The sequence below is a fragment of the Paenibacillus sp. ACRRX genome, from assembly GCF_022346885.1.
GTDB lineage: Bacteria > Bacillota > Bacilli > Paenibacillales > Paenibacillaceae > Paenibacillus_B.
In genome coordinates this window covers 126,214-149,449 of record NZ_JAKRNK010000007.1, presented here as the reverse complement: position 1 = coordinate 149,449, position 23,236 = coordinate 126,214, and the positions used below count along the sequence as shown (strand labels likewise).

18 protein-coding genes and 1 pseudogene are annotated in these 23,236 nt (G+C 46.7%); 5 read left to right on the top strand and 14 right to left on the bottom strand.

Features of this window, described 5'->3' with window-relative positions; translation table 11 throughout:
* Window positions 1-2: 2 nt before the first annotated feature.
* Window positions 3-594 (top strand): annotated as a pseudogene (locus MH117_RS19780) (response regulator transcription factor); the annotation flags it as partial.
* Between the two features lie 149 nt (window positions 595-743).
* On the opposite strand, the gene MH117_RS19775 reads toward MH117_RS19780, so the two are convergent.
* The 5 genes from MH117_RS19775 to MH117_RS19755 all read right to left on the bottom strand — a co-directional run bounded on the left by MH117_RS19775 (window position 744) and on the right by MH117_RS19755 (window position 8,536).
* Window positions 744-1,073: a low molecular weight protein tyrosine phosphatase family protein gene (locus MH117_RS19775; RefSeq protein WP_239331918.1), complete on the bottom strand. Its 330-nt coding sequence runs from the start codon at window positions 1,071-1,073 to the stop codon at window positions 744-746.
* 198 nt (window positions 1,074-1,271) lie between these two features.
* Window positions 1,272-1,883: a hypothetical protein gene (locus MH117_RS19770; RefSeq protein ID WP_239331611.1), complete on the bottom strand. Its 612-nt coding sequence runs from the start codon at window positions 1,881-1,883 to the stop codon at window positions 1,272-1,274.
* A 301-nt stretch (window positions 1,884-2,184) separates the two neighbouring features.
* A complete protein-coding gene (locus MH117_RS19765; RefSeq protein ID WP_239331609.1) occupies window positions 2,185-4,341 on the bottom strand; it encodes a DEAD/DEAH box helicase in 2,157 nt (718 codons plus the stop codon).
* Window positions 4,338-5,657, bottom strand: a complete 1,320-nt coding sequence (locus MH117_RS19760) for an ATP-binding protein (protein WP_239331607.1) — start codon at window positions 5,655-5,657, stop codon at window positions 4,338-4,340. Before MH117_RS19760 ends, MH117_RS19765 begins: the two co-directional genes overlap by 4 nt.
* Before the next feature lie 323 nt (window positions 5,658-5,980).
* Complete coding sequence (locus tag MH117_RS19755; protein WP_239331605.1) at window positions 5,981-8,536, bottom strand: TerB N-terminal domain-containing protein; 2,556 nt, start codon at window positions 8,534-8,536, stop codon at window positions 5,981-5,983.
* A 391-nt stretch (window positions 8,537-8,927) separates the two neighbouring features.
* Here MH117_RS19755 and MH117_RS19750 point away from each other — a divergent pair, with 391 nt between their 5' ends.
* The 3 genes from MH117_RS19750 (at window position 8,928) to MH117_RS19740 (ending at window position 11,458) form a co-directional block, all read left to right on the top strand.
* Entirely contained in the window at window positions 8,928-9,632 is a 705-nt protein-coding gene (locus MH117_RS19750; protein ID WP_239331603.1) for a hypothetical protein, read from the top strand.
* A 321-nt stretch (window positions 9,633-9,953) separates the two neighbouring features.
* Window positions 9,954-11,021, top strand: a complete 1,068-nt coding sequence (locus tag MH117_RS19745; protein ID WP_239331601.1) for a M23 family metallopeptidase — start codon at window positions 9,954-9,956, stop codon at window positions 11,019-11,021.
* A gap of 14 nt (window positions 11,022-11,035) precedes the next feature.
* Window positions 11,036-11,458, top strand: a complete 423-nt coding sequence (locus MH117_RS19740) for a bactofilin family protein (RefSeq protein WP_239331599.1) — start codon at window positions 11,036-11,038, stop codon at window positions 11,456-11,458.
* Window positions 11,459-11,513: 55 nt separating this feature from the next.
* On the opposite strand, the gene MH117_RS19735 is transcribed toward MH117_RS19740, so the two are convergent.
* On the bottom strand, window positions 11,514-12,404 hold the full coding sequence (locus MH117_RS19735; protein ID WP_239331597.1) for a LysR family transcriptional regulator: 891 nt from the start codon (window positions 12,402-12,404) through the stop codon (window positions 11,514-11,516).
* A gap of 97 nt (window positions 12,405-12,501) precedes the next feature.
* Here MH117_RS19735 and MH117_RS19730 point away from each other — a divergent pair, with 97 nt between their 5' ends.
* The gene (locus MH117_RS19730; RefSeq protein WP_239331595.1) at window positions 12,502-13,392 is read left to right on the top strand and encodes a DMT family transporter; all 891 of its coding nucleotides are present in this window, start codon (window positions 12,502-12,504) and stop codon (window positions 13,390-13,392) included.
* Window positions 13,393-13,674: 282 nt separating this feature from the next.
* Here the strand turns inward: MH117_RS19730 and MH117_RS19725 are convergent, their stop codons facing one another.
* From MH117_RS19725 to MH117_RS19690, 8 genes are all read right to left on the bottom strand, one after another.
* Window positions 13,675-14,961, bottom strand: coding sequence for a polysaccharide deacetylase family protein (locus MH117_RS19725; RefSeq protein ID WP_239331593.1), 1,287 nt, complete (start codon window positions 14,959-14,961; stop codon window positions 13,675-13,677).
* Between the two features lie 291 nt (window positions 14,962-15,252).
* Complete coding sequence (locus MH117_RS19720; RefSeq protein ID WP_275444741.1) at window positions 15,253-16,410, bottom strand: acyltransferase; 1,158 nt, start codon at window positions 16,408-16,410, stop codon at window positions 15,253-15,255.
* Window positions 16,411-16,500: 90 nt separating this feature from the next.
* Entirely contained in the window at window positions 16,501-17,751 is a 1,251-nt protein-coding gene (locus tag MH117_RS19715; protein ID WP_239331591.1) for a sensor histidine kinase, read from the bottom strand.
* A gap of 12 nt (window positions 17,752-17,763) precedes the next feature.
* Window positions 17,764-18,465, bottom strand: coding sequence for a response regulator transcription factor (locus MH117_RS19710; RefSeq protein WP_239331914.1), 702 nt, complete (start codon window positions 18,463-18,465; stop codon window positions 17,764-17,766).
* A gap of 133 nt (window positions 18,466-18,598) precedes the next feature.
* Entirely contained in the window at window positions 18,599-20,479 is a 1,881-nt protein-coding gene (locus MH117_RS19705) for a copper amine oxidase N-terminal domain-containing protein (protein ID WP_239331589.1), read from the bottom strand.
* 213 nt (window positions 20,480-20,692) lie between these two features.
* Window positions 20,693-21,400 carry a purine-nucleoside phosphorylase gene (gene deoD, locus MH117_RS19700; protein WP_239331587.1) on the bottom strand — a complete coding sequence of 236 codons (708 nt, stop codon included), beginning with the start codon at window positions 21,398-21,400 and terminating at the stop codon, window positions 20,693-20,695.
* An 84-nt stretch (window positions 21,401-21,484) separates the two neighbouring features.
* Entirely contained in the window at window positions 21,485-22,147 is a 663-nt protein-coding gene (pnuC, locus tag MH117_RS19695) for a nicotinamide riboside transporter PnuC (protein WP_239331585.1), read from the bottom strand.
* Window positions 22,148-22,310: 163 nt separating this feature from the next.
* Window positions 22,311-23,006 carry a Crp/Fnr family transcriptional regulator gene (locus MH117_RS19690; protein ID WP_239331583.1) on the bottom strand — a complete coding sequence of 232 codons (696 nt, stop codon included), beginning with the start codon at window positions 23,004-23,006 and terminating at the stop codon, window positions 22,311-22,313.
* Between the last annotated feature and the right edge of the window lie 230 nt (window positions 23,007-23,236).

Genomic DNA, 23,236 nt, shown 5'->3' with positions numbered 1-23,236 from the left:
AATTTAATGGCACGTTGTCTATTCATTCTGGATCAGGAGAAGGAACTTTCGTCATATGTAATATTCCGTTGCAGTCAGAACCAATGCATGAAGCGATCCGCCTACTGATTGTTGATGATCAGGTGATCATTACCAACAGGTTGAAGCAAATCTTGACGCAGCAGACTGATTTTATCGTCGTTGGTACGGCGGGGAGCGGACGGGAAGCCATAGAACATTGTGAGCGATCCTAACCGGATATTGTGCTCATGGAAATTCGTATGCAGGGCATGGACGGGCTTGAAACTCATTTATAACGGTGGAACATGGATCGACCAATCGATTGCGACGCAAGTATTCGAAGAGATGAAGCGTCAGCCCGAGCAGTTGGAAAAGATAAGCTTAAGTCGGGAAAACTACCCATACGGGTTGACGAAACGCGAGATGGAGATTCTGGAACATCTATCGGGTGGACTGCGCTACAAATCGATCGCCGCCAAGTTATTTTTATCGGAGGGAACGATTCGCAATTACTGCTCCATTCTCTACTCAAAGCTCGGCGTCAGCAATCGCGAAGAAGCGATAGAAATGGCGCGAACGGAGAATATCGTGTAGATGGTGCTCATGATATGCTAGACTGTTCTAACATGAAATAGCGGCGCTCTAGGACTTTGAAAATAAGGTCTTAGACTGCCGCTATTTTTTTGTTATGCTATTGTTTTCCGTTAGTTAAATTAACAAAATTTCAAACCTTCAGTCACATTTTAATCCGGCACCTCTATATATTCAGATACTCTCGATTTCAAAATTTCTATTAATTCTTCATCCATGAATTTATAATCATCCGGTATATCAAGACAGATTAATTGTTTATTGGTCAGTTTATTTGCAAACTTATCTCGTAGTCTGCTACTATGTTTTTTCTCCATCACAAATATCAGATCCGACCAACCAATATGTCCCTGAGTGACCTTAATTCTTGCATTTTCCTCTGTTCCCGCTGATTTAACATCGTAACCATTATAGCCATGAAAAATCTTCTCTGCTGTTAGACTGCGCCACTTATTGCGGCTACAAATAAATAGTATTTTAATCGAAATTCACCTTCTCTTATGTTTTGACAGCGATTTCAATTGTAATCCACTCGTGAACATATAATTATTTTTGTCAGCTGATCTAATAGTCTTCTTATATTCATTACAAAGTATGTATTAGGTGATATCCGTTTGATTCTTTATACACTGATCCGAGAACTGGCTAGTCTATTTAATGTTTCTTGGAGTTACCCCCTATCATTTTAGGAACCATTGCTCCATTTTTACCTTCATCGTATCAGCAATATCTCCATTTTTGCTATTCATCCAGTAATACAACGGCCCTTTTATAAACTTTTCTAAATCAGACCTTGTCAATTCTAAGCAATCTAGCAATTCCTCATATTCAAACTCTATGTAATAAAGACTCGCCTCATCTGAATTACTCAATAATTCAAGATTATCCGACCACACTCGAACGAGATTATCATGATAAGTAATTTCAGGACTTGGATCGTGCCCTAGCCAACTGCTTGTTCTATTCTTTACTGCATCGAGGACCTCATACCAGTCTTCCAATCCACAGCAACAGCTAGGCAATATAAATTGACTCTCATTATTAAAAAAAGCTACTCCTCCTTGTATGACTACTCCATCTTCCTTAAACAAGTCATGACAAGAAGCTTCTAAAGATTGCGTAACGTCTATTTGATTATATCCAAATAAATGTATTAAAAATAATTCAACATCTTCCCTACTGCTCTCAGCAGTTAAAATGACGTAATCCTTATATGGCACATTTTCGTCCAGCCAAGAGGGAATAACAAAATAAGGTTCCGTTATTACTGGTTTTGTATATGGTTTTATCAATATAACCACCACCTTAGAAAGTACCTTGCTTGTATCTAATGAAGTCAGCCTCCATCTTTATTTACTTGTATGGTTCTCGTTGTAGTATTCTTGAAAGACAGCATCACACAATGGTTCATTCATACAAAAACGTAGTTTTCATTTAGCCCGCCAAGTAACCAGCACGAACCTCCCCATGAAATTACCTCCGATAGAGGTTCGCGCCAATTTACGATTACAAAGTGAATACTAATTGATCGGTGAATATAAAAACTACTGAAACGAGCAGTATTTCTATTAACAGCCCATGCCTAAACCATACTCACCACTCCAACCCGTCCACCGCAAACGCCTTTCTCACCAGCTCCGGCTTCACGAATTCGTCGTACTTTCCTAAGTACGGCGCTTCCTCCGAGCCTAGCAGCGATACTGGATCATCTATATGTTGGAGCTCCCATTGGATCTGGTCCGACAGCGTGGCCGCGTCCGCATGGCCAGAGACAGTCATGTAATACGGCTCCAGCGGCACGATAGAGCGCAGGCCAAGGCGGTCGGCGAGGCGGAGCTTCAGTACACGCTCTAACGTACGGAATGATTTCGTGCCAGTCCACGGCAGAATAAAGCAGGAGTCGCCTCCCGCAGGGACGACGGTCTGCTTCAGCAGACCGCTTTCACGGGCGAGTCGTCGAGCACGTTCCAAACGGTTGACGGCACGCGGCGCCAAATACGGATATATATCGCTGTCCGCCAGCACCTCGCGCATTCTCCGCATGACAGCCGTGTGCACGTCTCCGCCAGCACCCAGCCAAAGCGTGTCCACCTTGCCTTCGGCGGCCTTCACATACACCGCCTTATGCTTCGTATCCACTTCAACGACCTTCCACAGCTTGCCTGCCAGTGAGAAGCAGTACCCCGGAGGCGGCACGGTTGTAATCGAGCCGATCTCCTCCGTTCCGTTATACACAGCGTGTTCCTCATCGTCCTTAAATACCGCCAAAAATCGGAAATTGTTAACGATTTTCTCCCCGGTCAGTCCGATCATAATCCCGCCCTCTTCGGTCCGCTGTAAATGATCAGTCTGCAGCAAATAATGCAGGAACGCTTTGTACTCCTCAGGTTCAATATGCTGAAAGGGTGGCAGCGTTAGCACGGCGCGCGCCAGCTCAATAGGCGAAGCCTCGCCCATTCCCTTAAGCATACTCATCGTCTGATGATACAGCACCCCGATCGGCTTCTGCCGCAATGAGATGGGCTCCACCCATTTATCGCGCACATACAGCTCAATCACCGCGATCGCTCGCAGCAGCGTCCACGGCATCCTAGCTGGCAGCGGCGCTTCCTCGTCCTCCTCTTCGGGGACAACAAAGAGCATTTCTGACGCCGCATCGCCGCGCCGCCCCGAGCGGCCAAGCCGCTGCACGAAGCTGGAGCAGCTATACGGCGCGCCCAACTGCACGACCCGCTCCAGCTCGCCAAGATCGATACCGAGCTCTAGCGTCACCGTTGCTGCCGCAACCGCGGGGCCCGCCCCTGTTCGCAGCGTCGCTTCCGTCTCCTCGCGCAGCATCGCCGAGATGCTGCCATGGTGCACATGGAACACGTCGCGCTCCTGCCGCCGAGCAGCCACCCGCCGCAGCTCCAGCGTCATCAATTCCGCATCCGAGCGGCTGTTGGTGAAGACGAGAGCCTTCTTCAAGCGCGTGTGATCGTAAATATAATCGTAATAAGCCTTACGCGCATTTGCCAAGTGCTCCGCCTGTTCCTCATCACGCGCATCGGGGAACGAGAAATGATCCACGCTCAATCGCAGTTTCCGCCCTCCTTGTGGCGCCACGATCTCGACTGAATGCGGCGTTCCGGCTCCGAGCCATCCGCTCGCCGTCTCGTAATCGCCCAGCGTTGCCGATAGTCCTACTCGACGTGGACTACAGTTCGCCATCCGCTCGATCCGCGTTAATTGGCTTAACACTTGAATCCCTCGATCCGCCCCCATAAAAGCATGCACCTCATCAATCACGATATAGCGCAGGTCATGGAACAGAGCAGGGATTGCATTGGGATTGTTCATCAACAGCCCTTCCAACGACTCTGGCGTAATTTGAAGCACCCCAGCCGGATTGTTCATCAGCTTGGTCTTCTCCGCCTGCGCCACGTCTCCATGCCAATGCCACACTGGGATATGCCCTTCACGCATCAAATCGTTTAGCCTTTCAAATTGGTCGTTGATCAATGCTTTCAGTGGTCCAATATACAAAATGCCAACTGACTTCGACGGCCGTTCGTGTAGTTCCGTCAGCGCTGGAAAAAACGCCGCTTCCGTCTTTCCAGAAGCGGTACCCGACGCAATCAACAAGTGATTGGACGTATCAAACAACACACGGCATGCCTCCACTTGGGCCTCACGCAGCGTATCCCAACGACGTTTATAAATAAACTCCTGAACAAAGGGCGCCAACCGATAGAAGGGATGTCCACTCATAACTCAAACTCCGCCAAGAAATCATTGGCCTCATCCGGATCAGATACCGCAGGTTTCACCAGGCGTTCCCCTAGCAACGACTCGAACGATATATCTGGATGCTGATGCAGCGTATGCATCATATCCACAAAATCACGGATAATTTCCCTTGTCGTCAAAAGCTCATCCGCGCCCAACATCCCGACTGCTTGCTCCATAAACAGGATCAATTGACTATCCGTCAAGGACACTTCATAGCCAAAGTGCAGCCCATGCACATGCCGTAATCTTCGCAGAAGAATCAATATTTCTTCATAAGACAGCATGTCCAGCTTAATAATAGGCCCTGTATAATTCCGTAAACCCGCCCCCGCATAACGCCCAGCCACCAGCCTTGAACGCAGCGCCTCATAACTGAACAACCCGCGCCGCTCGTCCTCAACGAACTGCGGGGTGCCGCCCATGAAAATGCCAAGATGCTCCGCCTTGCCCTGCATCGTGTCGTTAAACATCGTCAGCAGCTTCTCATAGTTGCTGTTGCGGGAAATACTGTTCGTTATTTTATATAAATTAACCCCTTCGTCTATAAACAGCAGCAATCCTTTATACCCGATCCTTGCGACAAATTCGGCCCACAGCTTCATATAATCGTACCAATTATCATCGTCGATAATAACACCGACGCCAAGCTCTTTGCGCGCATCCGTCTTTGTCGGATATTCGCCGCGCAGCCAGCGTAAGGCCGCCTGTTTAAGCTCGTCATTCATTTGCTTATATCCAGACCAATAAGCAGCCAGCACCTTTGCGAAGTCAAAGCCATGCACCATATTTTGCATTTCGTTGGTCACAGCAACGATTCGTTGTTCCACTTCCACGGTCAGTGCAGCGTCATTCGGACTCAAGCCAAGCTCCGTCATCACACTCTGCTGCAGCACTGCAATCCATTTCTGTAAAATGGTCTCCAATGCGCCCCCATCCGGTCTTGTTCGCGTTGACAAGTTCATCATCAGCTCACGGTAGGTCGCGAGTCCCTGCCCTTTGGTTCCTACAAGCCGGCGCTCGGGCGACAAATCGCCATCTGCTACCACAAAGCCGCGATCCATCGCGTAATTACGAATCGTTTGCAGCAGGAAGCTCTTCCCGCTGCCATAACGCCCCGTAATCAGCTTAAATGCCGCACCGCCTTCTGCAATGTTGTCCAAGTCTCCCAATATCGCTTCAATCTCGGGCTTGCGTCCAACCGCAATATGCTCCAACCCGATTCGCGGCACCACGCCTGCCGTCAACGAATTGATTAATGCAGTAGTTATGCGTTTTGGAATTTTAATTTCATTCATTACCTATCACCCCAACTATGTCTGAGCCTAGATCGATCCTCATCATTACAGCTGCAAATACGCTGCCCAAAAAGGTACTCGACACCACAGCCTAAATATCATCTAAAAAGTTCAATCTTTGGATAACCGTGCGTCCCATGGCTTACCCTAGAATTGCGGATCTTCCTTTTAAGGCCAAATGCCGTTGCTATTTCTCGTTTCTCGTCGCCAATAGATGATTGCTCGTTCCACTTCATGATCTTGCTCTTGTCTAACGTCAACTTTTTATTTTCTAGCTAAAATAAGATAAGACTCATTCAGGTCGTAGTGGTTACGTTCGCACGTCAACACCTATTCATTTCTTTAGACAAGTGTTCGCTCCTCAGCCATGCCCCGACTTTGGAAAGGTGCTCTTCAATAATCACGTTATTTTCTACGAGCAAATCGCCGATCATCTCCATCGCTTTCTCATTGAGGTCATCGATCAGTAATGCAGGCATCGTGCCGTATTGCTGCGAAATAGCGAATAACCCCTGCTCCCCTTCCCCTCGAAAAAGAATCATTAAAGCCTCTAATTCTACAGATTTCAGCGACTTCAACAAGCTCTCCCATTCCAGACCAACTTGCTCGTCCACCTCTAAAGCCTCACCATTCCCCTTGTTGTTGGATGCATTATTTAGACGTATCAACTCAGCTATATATTCATCATCGATCACAACTTCGCCATTCTCATAGATGAGAAGCAGATCGCCCAGTTCCTCTAGTGCTAATTCATTCATATCATCTATCGCCAGTTCAAGCATCATACCTGGCATTAGAACAGCTAGCTCATGGATCTCCATCGAGGCGTCACTGCGCACAAGATAATCCAGCAGCATCCGATGATCCGAAGACAGCTTGTTCCAAACCTTCATCATCCCGCTCGCCGAATGATGTTGGTGAGCCACCTTCTCCACTTCTGAGTGCTGATTTTCAATCTGTGGCGAGACCTTAACTGTGCCTACATTTTTCAGCAAGTCTAATTCCTCGGCCTCAGTCTCTGTATCAATCGTTAACCTCTCGCGGACAATGTCCGAATCCGTCTGAAGCTGGGCAAGCTTATCCGTATCAATGCTAACTGGCGGCATCTTTCGCGCTGGCGCATTAGCCCGTGCATACTCCCGCTCGAGATAACGTGTAACGAGCGCCTCCACCTCTGCGGCCACCTTAATACCGCGCAGCTTGCCGCGAAAGCCAACCAATCTGCGGAGCGTATTCTCTGTCACCCGTACGAGCTGCGTGATCATCCCCCGCAGCGGTACATGGGTACTTAGCCGCACCAATCCAATCGTCACGGTACGCCCATATAACGTCGTATCGTATACCGCGCTGCGGAACAAGTGACGCTCATGTCGTACTGTACCGCTGGAACCAGGGTGGTAGCGTTCAATAAGACGCAATCCCTCGGTACGTTCCAAGTAAGCATCCACAAGAGCCAGCACTTTAGGTACATATGTCTCCAGCAGTGCCTGTCCTCCATTTACATAGAACTTGCTTTTCGCGACGTTATAGTCAGACAACTTGTCAACAGCTTTCAGCCCTATATGCAATGGCTTGGCCGACAAACACTCGAGCAGTTCCAACTCCATTAGTTCACCCGACAAGCCATGCGGCAGTCGTTCAATTAACACCTGCAGTGGAACATCAAGTCGATGGACGAGCACAAAGTCCGCGATCCAATCCGGCAGGTAAAAGTCCAAACGCGGAAAAGACGTTCGGTATGCGTCCCATACTTGCAACAACAGGCTGCACCCCTGGCTTGGCTCTTCCCATCCCACGCCATTAATCAATTCATACATATAAATAAAGAGATAGGATAAATCCGTATCCGGATACCTTCCTTGACGTACCTCAGCACGCCAATAGAAATACCATTTGGTCTGTGCGGCATTCATATTGCTGTACGCAGGCCAATAAGCAGCAAAGGGCACATACCGTGCTTCCGGCCCAATAAATGGCTCCATTTCACGTGCGCGGTCAGCAAATTGCCGCTCTCTGCTGCGCATCAGCTGAGACCCTTCTACCTCCACAGCGTAATTGTCCTCAAGTGGACGAGCATCGACATTATCTACAGCACTATCAAAATGGATAAATGATTCCTCTATCGAGTTCCTTCCGTGCTCTGGCTGGTCAGGATTACGTACATTACCAACCTCCCGCTGTACAGGTGGTAGCAAGTCATTTTCTTCCCTCTTGCTGCTATTAGCCCCAGCCATCACCCGTTCAAAGACCAGCACTTTAGATCTTATATTCTCCCCTGCCAACGCTAGTTGGGTTAAATAATCAGCCGTCTCGTCAAATGCTTGTACATAACGTTCCGCTTCTGCATCCACCAGTCCCGAGTCCATCTCCTCACATCCACCTGCTAGCGGCTCCTCAACACTTACCTGCTCGTGATGCAGCGAAGCATCCAGCCGCCTGCGGGCCCATCCCCATATATCCGTCTCCTCAAGCTCTATATCAAATGGAGCAAACTCAAGCTCATGCTTCGTAAATTCCCCACGTTCATTTACCTGCCCCGTACGGCTTGTCGAATGCGGCCCACTTTGCGATAAGCACATATCCACATCTGCAGCTACATACATATCTGCTTCCTCAAGCCCCATCTGCCAGTCAACGGCCTCCTCTCGCCATGCCGCCGCGTTCCAATCCTCCTGCTCCAAATCCTCATACCAGTCATCCGCTCCAAAAGGATCTGCGGCAGTCTGATCTTGTTCCCGTTCCAGATCTTCCACAGGGACTGAATCAGACAAAGCGTGATCCTTGGACATCTGCTCACGCTTATTCGGAATCGACATGTTCTGCTCTTCACCTTGAATTTCCATTTCAGCAAAACGGATCGGTTCATGCCGCTGTCTCATCGGTAGTCTGACCTCCCCATCTATATGTAATCGGTTCGTTATTCTCGTCCAAACACTTGTACGTATATTATAACATTTTACGCACAGCTTGTAAGATGCTGTCATTCTTTTCGCAAAGGAAAGTGAAGTACCAATCCCCGTCCAACGCTTATAATTACTCGGCTCCCAGCTTACTATGAAGAACCCATCAAAATAAAAGCTGTCTTCCGACTCGACTTACGCACAACAATTGTCTCCCATTATCGTCTAAGATTAGAGATGGAATTTTTTGAAAGTTAGACAACAGCCGCCGTGCTGTCCTACCGCCGTAACAGTAGTATAAAGCGAGCCTGTAGGGATTTATCGTTGAGTTATGATTTGTAAAAGCTCGATATGAGGAGGAGTCTCATTAGTGAAGAAACGCTATCGATTAATTACAATTATTGTTGCTTGTTCAGTTAGTCTAATATTAACGGCCTTTTTTTTACTTGTGCGGCAAGTAGATGCCTCAATAGAACAGATTATAGACCAAAAATTAGACCAGATCATGGCCATAGGCCATGACAACAACGGGAGCGCTTCTGCACTCCCTACTGCCTTACATTCCAACCCATATGACTACACTCGAAACAGCGTACCCTTTTCACATATACTTAAACTCGGCCATGCAGCGCTTCCTATTTTGCAAGACAAATTGTCTGCCACCAAAGAGAACGGACTGAAGCAGTACATTATTGCTATTGCGATCGAGGATATCGCTCAGGTTAAATTAAAGTCAGCATCATCAGCCTCCTGGGACACTGGAAAAGAATTTCTGACTGAATGGCGGCAGCATCTGCAACATATCCCGCAGCGTGTCGCTGTTATAGTAAACTCGAAAGCAAATAAAGAGCAAAAAGCAGTACAGCTCATTCAGTTAGGCTTACCTGCCATTCCATTTATACTCGATCAACTGGAGCTAGGTCATACTGAAGTCTTATCTGCGATCCAACAGCTGATATCCTCAAACAGGCTGGAAACTGACCACTCAACATTTTCGATGGAGTGGCTTGCTGCTAACCAATCCGACTATGAAGAACTAAGGCAGCTCGTCCTGCGCGCAGCACTTGAACGATAACAGAAAGAACTCAGCTAAATAGTTATAAATTAAGGCGACTGTTCATATCAGTCGTCTTTTCTTTCTGTTGGTTGGATAGAAATGTCCTGCTTCTTCTAGGTCTAAATTATGCTGCATAAAGAGGAGTGAAGTCCCTCTCCTTGTTGACGATTACCGAATAAATAGGCCCTTGGAATCAATCATATGAACATACCGACATTTTTAATAGAAAAAACGTAATGTTCGTGATATGTTAATAGCAGTGTGCTTTTACGACAACGATCCCTAATTTTGTATACATTTCGTCATATAACGACATGTTTAATGAAAGGTTGACCCTTCATGAAGAAACAAATAATGAAGAAAGAATGGATTTCTTCCAAGCTCACCATCGTCATCATGCGCGACGCGCATCAATCCGTGAAGCAGATCCAACTGCCCAAGCTGATGCTTGCTGTCCTGCCTGTCGCCCTCTCAGCGCTGCTGCTGGGCATGGCCGCTTATCTCTATTACCAATCCTTCACCGTCACTTCACTGACGGCTGAATCATCACAATATACGAACCATATGCAGAAAAAAGAGAAAGAGATCGATCAGTTAAAAGATCAGGTATTGCAGCTTACAGCTCTTGCCAGCGATGTTGAAGGGCGTATGCAGCAGATCACAAAGATGGAGACTCAGCTTCAGCAGTTCGTAAGCACGTACAGCAACCCGAAGGAACTGACAAAGACGAAATCATCCAGCAAGAAGACAGCTGCTCTCATTCAACCTGTCTCATCATCAGCTCGCTCCCTTAATGCCATTAATCCGATGGGCGGCGAGTATCGTGAAGCATCGAGCGAGGAAATGATCGCGCTGGCCAAATCAACGGGAGATAAGCTGAGAAAGATGCCAAACACCTTTACTTCTCTGCTGTCCAACGTAAATGGAACACTGCAGGAAGTAAAAGAGACAGAGCATATTTTACATGGAACACCAACCCTCTGGCCGACCGAATCAACTCGTATTACATCCTTGTTCGGGTATCGGGAAGATCCGTTTAATTCCAAAGCAGCACTTCATTCGGGGCTTGATATTGGCGGCAGTCATGGAGACACAGTCTATGCCGCTGCAGAAGGCAGAGTAACAGATACAGGACTTAGCGAATCTCGGGGCAATTATATTATTATTAGACATCCTGAATCTGGTCTAACTACCCGATACTATCATCTCTCCAGCGTGAAAGTGGAAAGCGGTGCCAAAGTAGCCAAGGGAGATCCGATTGGCGGTATGGGAAGCACCGGCCGCAGTACGGGAACACATCTGCATTTTGAAGTAGTCGAAAATGATAGTCCTGTTGATCCACTGCCATACTTGCAGCAATTTGCCGAAGTGACGATACCTACTTCGCTGCAAAATAATCATGAATAAAGGGGAGTTCGAGGATGTTTAAGAGCAATAAAGCCTCTGTGCAGCCAACCGACACGCTGATCGGTTATGGCACTCAGGCAGAAGGCAAGCTTATATGCGAGACAAGCCTGCGTATTGAGGGCAACTTCCGGGGAGAGATCGAATGCTCCCGCGATGTCGTCATTGGCGAGAGCGGAGTCGCCCATTCTTCCATCCAGGCAGCAGACATTGTAATCGCAGGTCAAGTACACGGCGACATGCGGGTTAGCGGCAAGCTGACGATTACGCCAACTGGCCGACTGTATGGTAATATTACGAGCGGCAACCTTATTATTCATGAAGGAGCAACATTTGTGGGCGCAAGTATTATGTCCAAGAATGAGGACAGTCCTGTCATCTCACTGCAAGTGGACAACACCAAGCGCCAAGCAGCCGCTGCAGCCGAACAACAGGACTAAGCTTGCACAGCGTGGTCGGGCTGGTTGCTGCTCCTCCTGGCGTCAGTTAGTTCACTTATATATTGCCGCCACCCTGATCACCTCCGAACAACTTAAGCGCCGTCTCGATAAACAGATTAACAGCGATAGAAGTATCTGAACGCGAAGGAACTGCCAATCGAATGTCCCTGAACGCCTCCGGTTCTAATTCGCGGACAAGTACATTAGGCGGCAGCGCCCATAATGATAACTGTGACAGTATAGCGGTGCCCAGACCTTCCTGAACCATGTTTAATGCTGTATTCACGTTTCGAACGACGAACCTCGCCTGAAGCTTCGTATCTGCTCTGCGATATAAATCGACGATCGGAGACTCGTAACCGGACCGGCACATAATCATGGAGTCGTGGCTCAAATCCTTTACTGCAATAACAGAACAATCTTGCAAGGGATGACCCTCTCTTATTACGGCATACATCTTCTCCCTAAACAACGGAATCGTATCCAGATCACCGTCCGGCGGAATGATAAGCCCTACATCCACTACTCGTTTGTCCAACCAGTCTTTTATTTCGTCTATCGTGCCTTCATGAAGCTCAAATTCCAGCTGCGGGTATTTTTCCGTAATTACACTCATGATCTTCGGCAGGAAATAAGAGGATGCGACGGGAAAAGCCCCCACCCGTACTGTCCCTATATCCAACCCTTTTTCCTGTGCAATTTCTTGATCTACTTTTTCAAACGACTGTAATATATCTCGAAACAAAACTAATATTCGCTTCCCCACATCCGTTAACAGGATGCCGTTGCGCCGATCTCGAATGAGCAATTTCACGCCCATTTCAGTCTCCAGGCTTGACATGGCGCGGCTTACAGCTGGCTGAGTCAGGTTAAGTTCCTGTCCCGCCTTCGTAAAGCTCCCTGTATCCGCTATTTTAACGAATAGCTGCAGTTGTTGATTTGTCATAACAGAATTGTTATGCCTCCCATGATAAACATTCATTTTATTAATGCCAGGATGCATTGTATCATGAGAACAGACAACAAACAAGGAGTGATCCCACATGCCTCAACTCTCACGTGTGAAGGTAGCCGGTTACCTCACATTTTTAATTTTGATCTGGGGCATTAACTGGCCGCTGTCCAAATTTGCACTGGCTTATGCTCCCCCTATTTTATTTGCAGGTTTGCGAACCTTTGTTGCAGGCATCATCCTGCTTGCCTTTGCGCTAACCAGGTACAAACAGCTCCGTTTCAAGGAAACGTGGCCCATATACGTGTTGGCTTCTGTATTAAACATCGTGCTGTATTATGGCTTTCAAACCGTTGGCCTGCAGTACATGCCTGCTGGTCTGTTCTCTGCAATCGTCTTTTTTCAGCCCGTCCTGCTAGGGATATTCTCTTGGTTATGGTTTGGTGAAATGATGTACGGGCTCAAAATGGTTGGCTTGCTGCTCGGATTTGCCGGTGTGTCTGTCATGAGTATCGGGGGATTCTCCGGAAATATATCAGGTTGGGGCATTATACTGGCAATTGCCAGTGCGCTTTCATGGGCCATGGGCTCACTGTATATGAAAAAACAGGCCGCACAGGTGGATTCCGTCTGGATGACGACGATGCAGATGTTGATTGGCGGCATCGTCATGCTCGCATCAGGTTCCTTCATGGAAAGCTGGGCTGATATTGTATGGAGCAGTTCTTTTATCGGAGTTACACTATTTATATCGGTGTTTGTCATCGCGCTCGGCTGGCTCGTCTACTTTACCCTGATTGGTACAGGTGAAGCCAGTAAAGTAGGTTCCTTTACGTTCCTTATACCCGTCGTGTCTATTTTGATTAGTGTCATGTTCTTCCATGAAAAGGTTACCGCTAGCTTGCTGACGGGGCTTGTGCTGATTGCGTTCAGCATTCTGTTTGTAAACGTAAAACCGAAGCGTTACCGATTACAAGCTTAGTCGGTTGGAGAATTGAACTGGTATTGGCGGCTGCGGATAAATATCCTTATTCTTATTTTCCATGGAATCGTCATGTTGAATGTGATATGTACACTCACCTCTCCACCTGCACCCATGTCTTGGCACGGTGTAAGGCGGATTATCTACCTTAAAGCATCACCAAATGTGGAAAAACCCGCCTTTACGGAGGGTTTTTCATCTTATGTGTGCTCCTCCTCATGGGGATTCAGAGCTAATAACACGATAATGGCTTGCGTCCGCTTCCTACCCTATTCCCCTGCATTAAGCCCGTTCCTTATGTTGAGGCAAGGTCTCCGCCTTCAGATGCACCCGCTTCTGTTTATGATCCCACTCTACTTTAATGTCATGAATGGCGCAAAATTCACGCAGAGGCAGCATCACATCGCTTCCCTCCCGTTGATAAAGCTTCTTGCTGAACGAAATGGTCCTGCCATCAATCGTAACCGTAATCGGAAGCCCTACGTTTTTGACAAGAGTTGTTCCACCTATCAGGTTGATCAATGCCTCTGGAGTCTGCTTGCTGTTCCCCGCGTCAAAACGAAAGGCATTTTTGTCGTCCTTTGTTGTCATTCCTTTCTTTACCGTAAAAGAAAGCTGAGTACCCAGCTTGTTCAGCACCTTTATCACGTCATTATTATAGGCACCGTAAGGAAAGGCAATTACGCTGCGTTTATTGCCGAGCTCTTGCTTCAATCGCTGCTCCGCTGTGGACAGATCCGCAGTTATTCGGGTGATATACTCCTGATCACTTTCTATCCGCTTCTTATCCTTTAAATACAAGTGGCGTGTCAGCATCGGCTTCTCTTTACCCGCGGCATTAATTGCCCCGTACTTATGAGAATCGTATGTATGGCTGTAGAAGCTCATCCCTGCTTGCTTCATCTCACGCATCTGATCCCATGTCAGCTTCTTACGACCTGTTTGGTTATCAATAGCAGATACGATGACAAAGTTAGTGGCCGTGTAGTTGTATTTTCGCAAGATTGGATACGCCTTTGTGTAGAAGCTTTCATATCCATCATCAAAAGTAAGCAGCACCGCATTGTTTGGCACCTTTTTGCCTAAAATCATAAAGTCTATATATTCATCCATACTGATGACCTTGAAACCATGTGTCTCCAGCAGCTTCATGTGGCGCTCGAATTGTGATACCGGCAATATGTGAGACACTTCCGGTTTGTCTGCGAGATCGTGATACATCAGCACCGCAACTTGGTTCTTGTAATAGACTTTGGAAGCTGGTGCAGCAGCGGAAGTTGCAGCTCCAACGGGCTGCTTGCTCACTTCCACCTGCATCCCAAACACCGACTTAATAAATGCCGGCGACACCATAAGTTGTCCGTCGATCAGCTTAATTCCAGACTCCACCTGCACATTCTGTCCGTTTACGGTTGCTGTTATTGACTTCGCCTCCGTACTTGATGCGCACCCTGTAAACAAAGATAGGACAAGCATACCAGTTAACAGGATCTTTGTTCGAAGGTGAATACGATTCCTTTTGGGACAATTAGACCTACTATTTATGTGTATAAAGTTGTTTGCTTTCATTAAGGCTTCCTCCCCTGCTTTCTGTATATACCAAGTCTAGAAGGAAGAACTTAATGAATGCGTACGCCAATCCTTAACGAATCCTTATCATTTTCCTAATCTGCCGCACGCCTCTTAAGAAATCGTTAATAACCACAGAGAACATACCGCCCAATAAATAAAGCCCGCATTGCTGCGAGCTTTTACCTACAACCTGATTTATTGTGTTTGTGTCCATCTATCAGTATCATAATGCTTAACTCATCTTACGTACCATTTGCATCTATTGCCGTCGATACTGCTCACCGCAGCCTAACTGCTGCTTACGACACGTACCGCTCGTCGACTCCTTGGTACGGCAGGTACCTGTCCGAACACCACCCAAGCATGCGGCAGCACGCGGACCACAAGCGAGACCGTTGCCCATGAACAGATTAACGCAAACAGGAATCCGCCTGCGTACCAGAAATGAAGCAATCTGCTGGAAGCATGCTCTGGAGGGAACGAGCGATAAAGCAGCAGAAAGAAAGGATGGATCAAGTAAATGCCAAAAGAAAGTTCACCTAAGCGATGCATGGATTGAACCAGCCACGGCTTGGCATGCCTGCACAGCAGATGCGCCAATTGGAATGCCATTAATGCAGCCGCATAGGTATGTACGTTCCATGCCAGTTCATACGCTAATGTATTATATGCGGCACCATAGAGTCGAGTATTGTACCACATCAGCATATGACATGCCCCTGCTCCGATACCGGTAAGCCACAGCATGCCCCATACCGCTATCTTCGTGGCAGTCGCATGTTCGCGGCTTATAACGATCCATGCCTTTAACTTCGGATAGTAGATGCCGAGACAAGCGCCCAACATAAAGTATGACATGTACGATAAGGACCAGCTCCCTTTATTCGGCACTTGAAGGGCGTACTTATTCAAGAGGATAAAGCCCCATTGCAAAGCAAGACCGATAGGTACAGCCCATTTCGCCACAACCGGTTTACGCTTAAACAGACCTAAAAAAATCGGAAAAAGCACATAGAACTGGATGCTTATAAAGATAAAGTAAAGATGCGTATAAGCTTTGCCAGTAGCAAGACTGACGATAAACTTGCCCAATGTCTCTTCCAATGAGCGGTCACGGTAATGCAGAAAGTGCACCAGCACAAAGTAAAACACGGAAAATAATGCATACGGCACAATAATATATTTTAATCGTCGTGCATAAAAGCTCTTGATCAGTGCCTTGTCCAACGTACGCTGACTGTAGCTATAGAACAGCACAAAACTGCTGAGGAAGAGAAACGTAGGTGTACCTATTTTCATAAACACATTAAAAAAGTTATACAGCAAATAAAAGTTTGAATCTTTCATGGCAAGCGTGGCAAAAGAAGTAGAGTGTACGGACAGCACTCCGATAATCGCCATTGCCCTGACGAGCTGCACTTCGGGCAGCTTCTCTCTAGATGACATAATCGTTACCCTCCTTAATTAAATCTCCTAGAACGGAGTATAAAGGAGGGTTCTTAATGATTTCGTGTCGCAGATCTTATCGATTACTTATCAATTTATTAATAAAGGTTTAGAACTTTCGGATACAAGCGGCAGTCTGGTCTCAAATGTAGTTTGGCGGCGGTCGCTCATTACAGAAATGCGTCCACCATGCACTTCAATGATGCTCTTCGTGATTGCAAGTCCAAGCCCCGTGCCGCCAGTGGCCTTAGAACGGGACTGCTCCACACGATAGAACCGGTCGAATATGAACGGCAGATCCCGTTCTGAGATCGGATCGCCATAATTCGTTATGCTTACAACAGCTCCCTCCCGCGAGACACCAATCTCAATATCCACATACTGGCCTTTGCGGCCGTATTGTATCGCGTTAGACACCAGATTCTCATACGCACGAACAAGCCGATCACCATCAGCCAACACTTTAAGTGTCTCATGCTCCGTATGGATACGACAGGTCATCCCCGCATTCTCTAAGCTCGGTACAAATTCTTCTGCCAACTGACGGATGAAACTGACGATGTGCAGCTCCTTCAGTTCAAGCGGTAAGCCGTTATTGATCCTCGTATATTCAAACAGGTCATCGATAAGCTTCTTAAGGCTGTTTGCCTTCTCATAGGCTATGTTCACGTAATAACGCAGCTCTATCTCATCTTGATAACGATCTTTATCGATCAACTCCAAGAATCCGAGAATGGATGTAAGCGGTGTACGGAGGTCATGTGATACCCCTGTAATCAGGTCATTCTTTGTCTTTTCAGCATTTCGCTCCTCTTGAATGGACTGACTCAATTGCGCGCTCATCTCGTTGATGCTCTCCGCAACCCGCCCCAATTCATGCTCCGGCTTTACCGGGATCGTATGCTGGAACTGGCCCTTTGCAATTTCCCCTAATCCATATGTAATCTCTTGCAAATAAGAATTTAACTCAGACGCTACCTGATTAATCTCAAATGCAATTCCACCCAGCTCGTCTGAACCCTTGATCGGCAAAGTCGTATCATATTGTCCCTTGGCAATATGTTGCGCCGCCGTGCGGATCTCCTCCAAGTAGCCAATTACACTGCGGCTGAACTGATAATAACTAAAAATAAAAATGATGATCCCCAACACAATTGCCGTAGGCTTCGAGCCAATGTTGTTAATTGTTAAAATTAACGGGATATTATAAGGTTTGATCGGTAGTAAGTAAGTGGCAAGCAAATTACCGAGCAGAATAAACAATCCAGTAACAGCAGCACTCGCGATCAAGACTAATAGGAACCTCCAACGTACTGTATGCAGCAGCTTGTTAGTTGACATGCTCTCGCCCTCCTACGATGATTCCATTTTATAGCCAATTCCCCATACGGTCTTAATGTACTGTGGATTTTGACTGTCCTTTTCGATTTTCTCACGAATTTTGCGAATATGAACCATCACCGTATTTTTCGACTCCATAAAGGGCTCGTTCCATACTTCCTGATAGATCTTCTCCATACTCAACACGATCCCACGATTCATAGCCAGCATCTTCAGAATAGCGAATTCACGCGGCGTCAGCTTCACAGGCACGTCATCCACGGTAACGGAGTGAGTAGCTACGTTAATGATCAGATCATCAATCTGAATTTCGTTATCGTCTCTATTCCGCGCTGCCTGATTAAACTGCTTGTATCTGCGCAAATGAGACTTCACTCTCGCGAGCAAGACGAGCGGATTAAACGGTTTAGTTACATAATCATCCGCCCCGATGCTTAACCCCGTAATCTTGTCAATATCCTGACTCTTTGCTGACAGCATAATAATCGGGGTATTGTTCTCCTCTCTAATCTTCATACAGGCTTGGATACCGTCCATTTTAGGCATCATGACATCCAATATAATCAAGTCAACACGGTTGTTTTGCAACAGGGCCAGCGCCTCTTCCCCGTTAGATGCTTGCAGCAAGTTATAACCCTCATTTTTCAAATAGATTTGAATCAGCTCTATAATCTCTTTTTCATCATCGACCAATAAAATGGTTTCCCTAGCCATCTGTTTATCCCCTTTTTCGGCATGTTCATTCATTTATAAACTAATCAGTCCATTCAGATGCTGCTAACACACCATCAAGACGCCCCTTGGAAAGAAGCGTCTTGATCACATCTCTATTCGACTGTTCTTCAGGTTACTCCTTCATTTCCGGCATAGGCAGGAACAGCATGTGAAGTGGCAGGTTGCTGCCGGAAGCTAGCACAAAACTAAACTTCACCTTCTCTGACTGGTTGCCAGTACGGTATAGTACACCAGCCTCGTCAGGATTCAGCAGAATGCTGTCATCGGTCATGTTAACGACCTGCCCATTCACAAGGAATGCTCCTGCATAGTGGCCGCCACGGGCATTTAACGCTACGACAGTACGAGGGGCCACCTCCACCTCCATGTTATACAGCACGCCTGTGTTGCCAATATTAATCTCATCCAGCCCTGTAACACGATCCACGCCATCTACAAAAATATCGCTGGCGTTATCACCGATCACCAGCCGTTCCGCCTTCTCGCCGTGCAGTCCTTGAACTTCAAGCGTGCGGTTCCCTTCACTGAATGTCCCGCGGACGTGCTTGCCGTCACGGTCCATCAAGCTTAGCTGCGGCAACGCTTTTATAGGCTCCTTGGCAGGGTCTAAAATGACAACCGAGAATTCCAGCTCGGCATCGGTGCTAATTTCCGAATAGGAGGTCATCGTCAGGCCGGGCTTAATTGGTGCCTTGCTGATGTCCGGCAGGACCACAACCGTTTTTCCTGCGGGTACCTTCATCGCGTTAACCTGCTCGCCTTTCGCGTGAGACCCTAAGTAACGAGATACCGCTACCTTGCCGCTAGTCGAGACATACTGTGTTGGACCACCCATGCCAAAGGCGTCCAAAGTCAAGTTGGCATCTGTCTGATTACGGTTTGTCGCCAACAAATACACCGTTAAGTCCTGCTGTGAACGATTCTGGTTATGGATATTAATCCGGAACTTCCCTGACAGGACATCTCGATATGCAATACCCTCATCCCCCAACAGGTGCTCTGGACTATTACTGCGAACAAATGTCATGGGACTGGTCACAACATGATAAGGAACTGGCGTATAGTTCAACACATCACCACCGGCGACGGAAATTTTACCGCCTTGCGGAGAATAGAGCATCGCGTAATCGGCCTGTGTATACAGTTGGTTATCAGTAATGCGTACTGACTTGGTTACAGTATGCTTCAGCCCATGCTGATTCTGTACTTCCAGTGTAATTTCATGTATGCCTGGTTCAAAATAAGCGGGCTGCTTCCCTTTCCACGTTCGCTTCACAATCTTACTCTCTTCATCGTAGCTTGTATCCTCGTATCGAATATGCTCCCCCATGCGATACTCTTCCTTGTCCGTTTGGAATTCCGCTACAGGCTCCTTAAACTTGACCACCTCACTCTTTGCCCATTCAAGCGTATAACTTTTGCCTGATACCTTAAGCGAGCTATTAGTCAATTGGGCCCAGCTCTTCAGCGGAACCATCATGCTGCCCTTGTAGGTATAGATGGTTCCTGCAGCCGTAACAGGTTTCCCGTTTACAACTATGCTTTTGGAGTCCGGCTTGAATCGAATGGTCTGGCTGCCGCTGCTTGCAGCCGATTGTTTAGTTGCCGCATCATAAGTAACAGTATACTCATAGCGAGTTGCCAAGCTCTTCAACGGGGCATAAGCGACTCCATTGCGAATTGTGATGACTTGTGCAGCCTGTACCTTCTCTCCATTATGTACCATTTGACTGCTTTTGTCAGTCATCGTAAGTACATGACGGCTGCCCTCTCTCTTCACCGCGCTGCTATCATTAACACTCTGGCTGCTCTTCACGAGCTGATCCTCCCAGGCTGTTGAGAGGCTTGGATCACCGTTTTCGCTTGATATAGAAGGTATACTTGCAGCATCTCCTTCTTCCGCGTACGCCGCAGTACCGAAAGTCGCCAGCTGCAGTGCAACCAATGAGCAGGCCAATACCCCTTTGAATCCATTAGACACATAATTATTCATATGATTACGTCCACTCCTTCTCGTCTAAGTCCATTACTATGGACGGTGAATATAGGATATGACGTCTCTTAATGGAAAAGGTTTCTGGACTTAAGAGAATGATAAGATGTTAAGAAATTAGTAAGATTTATTAACAAAGAAAAGCAATTCTTCCGTCCGCCGACGAAAGAATTGCCTAGAATCATGGCTTTATTTATTGATGAACGCTTGCAGTTATAACGTAAAAGCGGTCTCCAAACCAAGACGAATCATATCATGAAGCGCGGTCTCACGTTCTTGAGACGTGACGGTCTGATTGGTCAGCATGTGATCAGTCACCGTCAGAATCGACAACGCACGAGCATTATACTTGGCAGCAACCATATACAGCGCAGCCGTCTCGTTGTCGCTTGCCAGCACCTGATAGGCCGCCAGTTTCTCATACATATGTGCATTGCCGTCATAGAAATGATCCTCCGTCATGACAAGCCCAGCTCGTACCGGCAGGCTCATCTTACTTCCGGTGTCATATGCCGCTCTTAACAAGTCAAAATGTGCTGTAGGCGCATAGTTAAAATTCTCAAACTCATGCTTAAACATCGCAGAGCTAGTGCATGCCCCTGTGCCCAGTACCAGATCCATATGCTTGATATCCGGATGATAAGATCCGCTTGATCCGATACGAATCAGGTTGCGGACACCGTAGTCATGTGCCAATTCTGTCGCGTAAATGGACATCGACGGCATGCCCATCCCTGTACCCTGAACCGATATACGCTTGCCTTTATACGTACCTGTATACCCTAGAATGCCACGAATACGATTGTAGCATACCGCATCCTCCAAATAGTTCTCAGCAATATACTTCGCACGCATCGGGTCCCCAGGCAATAATATCGTCTCGGCAATATCACCAATGCTTGCTTCAATATGAAAGCTCATCCTATATTCCTCCTCATTAACCCCATTCTGTCACTCTGAGCTGATCCCTGATCCCTCAATAGAGCAGCGAGTCGCTGATCGACCTTAAAATCCTGTTCCCGTTGCCCCTTTGCGGTTACGGTTGACTTCGTAATTTTGTCTCCATTCCAGCAGCCCATCGATGCACAAGAACAGATTAATAACAGCAAGTAAAATCATGACGTACAGACCAGTTGAGAAATACACCACAATAGAAATGGCATTCATCAGAATCCACAAGTGCCAGTTCTCCAAAATCTTCTTACTGAGCAAGTACTGTGCAACAAGACCAATAACAGCGATTAATGCATCCAGATACGGATTACTTGCATCCGTAAATTTCACTTGAATGTACGACCAGAGTCCCCATGAGAGCAAGATAATAGTCGTCCAAATGACATAACCTTGTGCAGACAAACGAATTGTTGGTGCAACGTCTTCTTCCCCTTTGTTCTTTACCCAGTAATACCAGCCATATAGGTTAAAGATAAGCTGCAAGGCCGCCAGAATAACCATCGCATATAAGCCATTGTCAAAGTAAATGTACATAAAGCTCACGACCGCAATGGCACCAAACAAGAAATTAATAACTTTCTGTCTTGCCAGTAACCACACATTCACCACGCCTACCACAGAAGCAAAAATCTCGATATACGAGGAATTTAAATAGATGCCCGCCCCAATACTGATAGCGCATGCGATTATTACGAACAAAGGATGTTTTACCATGTGCTTTACCTCCTCCATGAGTTTAACCTGCTGCCTGTTTACAATTCCTTGCCCTTGACACGCTTACTATCAAATGACAAGGCTTTCATATTACGCCAAACGATTTTAACTATCTAACTATGAACTACGAGCGTGTATGGAAATCATCATTTCTTCGTTTGATTTAAGATCGGCTGATCTGTTCCTCTAACCGCAATTGATCCATATTTCGAATGATAATCTCATGCTTGTGTAAGTTAATGATATGATGTTCCTTTAATTTCGATAAAATACGGTTGATACTTCGAGGAGTCACCGCAAACTGTCTGCTAAGCTGCTGCTTATCGATCTGAATGATGATCGTCCCGTCCGTGTTCTTCTGACCTTGCGGTACGCAGCTGAGCAGATAACTGCACACCCGTTGATGCAGCGGATACAGATTATTGTCTCCCTCCTTCTTTAAAATGTCATATTGCAGTTTTAAGATGCTGCGAATAAAGTACTCATTAAAATTACGGTCCAACTGCAGCCACTTCAGAAAATGATCTCGCTTCAGTCCCATCAATGCAACATCAGTAACCGCTTCCACATTACTGATAAAAGGAAGCCGATCAACAATTTCTAATTCCCCAAGCATATTTCCGGCAGTATAAGTAGATTGAACGTATTTCTTGCCATTTTCCCCAACCACGCTGATATCAGCTATCCCATCTACAAGGATATAGAAGCTGTCCTGTACGTCCCCCTGTGAAAATAATACAGTGCCCGCGGCATGCGTAGTAAGCTTCCATTCTCGCAATATTTCATAAGGGCACTGCTTCAACATCGCATAAATATGGTCGCTTTGCTCCATGTATTTAATCATTTGCTGCATCCCCATTTTGGACTCACCTCAAGTATATAGTTCTGGCATCATAGCCGTACAGGACCCTCGTCCGCTGCACATCTAAAAGTAAGAATGAATTATTGAGATTTCGGTCTTTATTCGGGACAATTGTCCTTTGGACCCGGACAGCTGTAGTCCTGGACTGGTAACCGCCTATCCCTTTATTATCGTCAACATCAATATGATTAAGGTTTATAAAAAATGTGTCGAAATAAAACAAATAA

What these genes read in the sequence shown, in the direction of transcription:
- MH117_RS19765 (WP_239331609.1), bottom strand. Translation starts at nt 4,341, where the DNA reads ATGAGTGGACATCCCTTCTATCGGTTGGCGCCCTTTGTTCAGGAGTTT.
- MH117_RS19760 (WP_239331607.1), bottom strand. Translation starts at nt 5,657, where the DNA reads ATGAATGAAATTAAAATTCCAAAACGCATAACTACTGCATTAATCAAT.
- MH117_RS19755 (WP_239331605.1), bottom strand. Translation starts at nt 8,536, where the DNA reads ATGAGACAGCGGCATGAACCGATCCGTTTTGCTGAAATGGAAATTCAA.
- MH117_RS19745 (WP_239331601.1), top strand. Translation starts at nt 9,954, where the DNA reads ATGAAGAAACAAATAATGAAGAAAGAATGGATTTCTTCCAAGCTCACC.
- MH117_RS19740 (WP_239331599.1), top strand. Translation starts at nt 11,036, where the DNA reads ATGTTTAAGAGCAATAAAGCCTCTGTGCAGCCAACCGACACGCTGATC.
- MH117_RS19735 (WP_239331597.1), bottom strand. Translation starts at nt 12,404, where the DNA reads ATGACAAATCAACAACTGCAGCTATTCGTTAAAATAGCGGATACAGGG.
- MH117_RS19730 (WP_239331595.1), top strand. Translation starts at nt 12,502, where the DNA reads ATGCCTCAACTCTCACGTGTGAAGGTAGCCGGTTACCTCACATTTTTA.
- MH117_RS19725 (WP_239331593.1), bottom strand. Translation starts at nt 14,961, where the DNA reads ATGAAAGCAAACAACTTTATACACATAAATAGTAGGTCTAATTGTCCC.
- MH117_RS19720 (WP_275444741.1), bottom strand. Translation starts at nt 16,410, where the DNA reads ATGTCATCTAGAGAGAAGCTGCCCGAAGTGCAGCTCGTCAGGGCAATG.
- MH117_RS19715 (WP_239331591.1), bottom strand. Translation starts at nt 17,751, where the DNA reads ATGTCAACTAACAAGCTGCTGCATACAGTACGTTGGAGGTTCCTATTA.
- MH117_RS19710 (WP_239331914.1), bottom strand. Translation starts at nt 18,465, where the DNA reads ATGGCTAGGGAAACCATTTTATTGGTCGATGATGAAAAAGAGATTATA.
- MH117_RS19705 (WP_239331589.1), bottom strand. Translation starts at nt 20,479, where the DNA reads ATGAATAATTATGTGTCTAATGGATTCAAAGGGGTATTGGCCTGCTCA.
- deoD (WP_239331587.1), bottom strand. Translation starts at nt 21,400, where the DNA reads ATGAGCTTTCATATTGAAGCAAGCATTGGTGATATTGCCGAGACGATA.
- pnuC (WP_239331585.1), bottom strand. Translation starts at nt 22,147, where the DNA reads ATGGTAAAACATCCTTTGTTCGTAATAATCGCATGCGCTATCAGTATT.
- MH117_RS19690 (WP_239331583.1), bottom strand. Translation starts at nt 23,006, where the DNA reads ATGGGGATGCAGCAAATGATTAAATACATGGAGCAAAGCGACCATATT.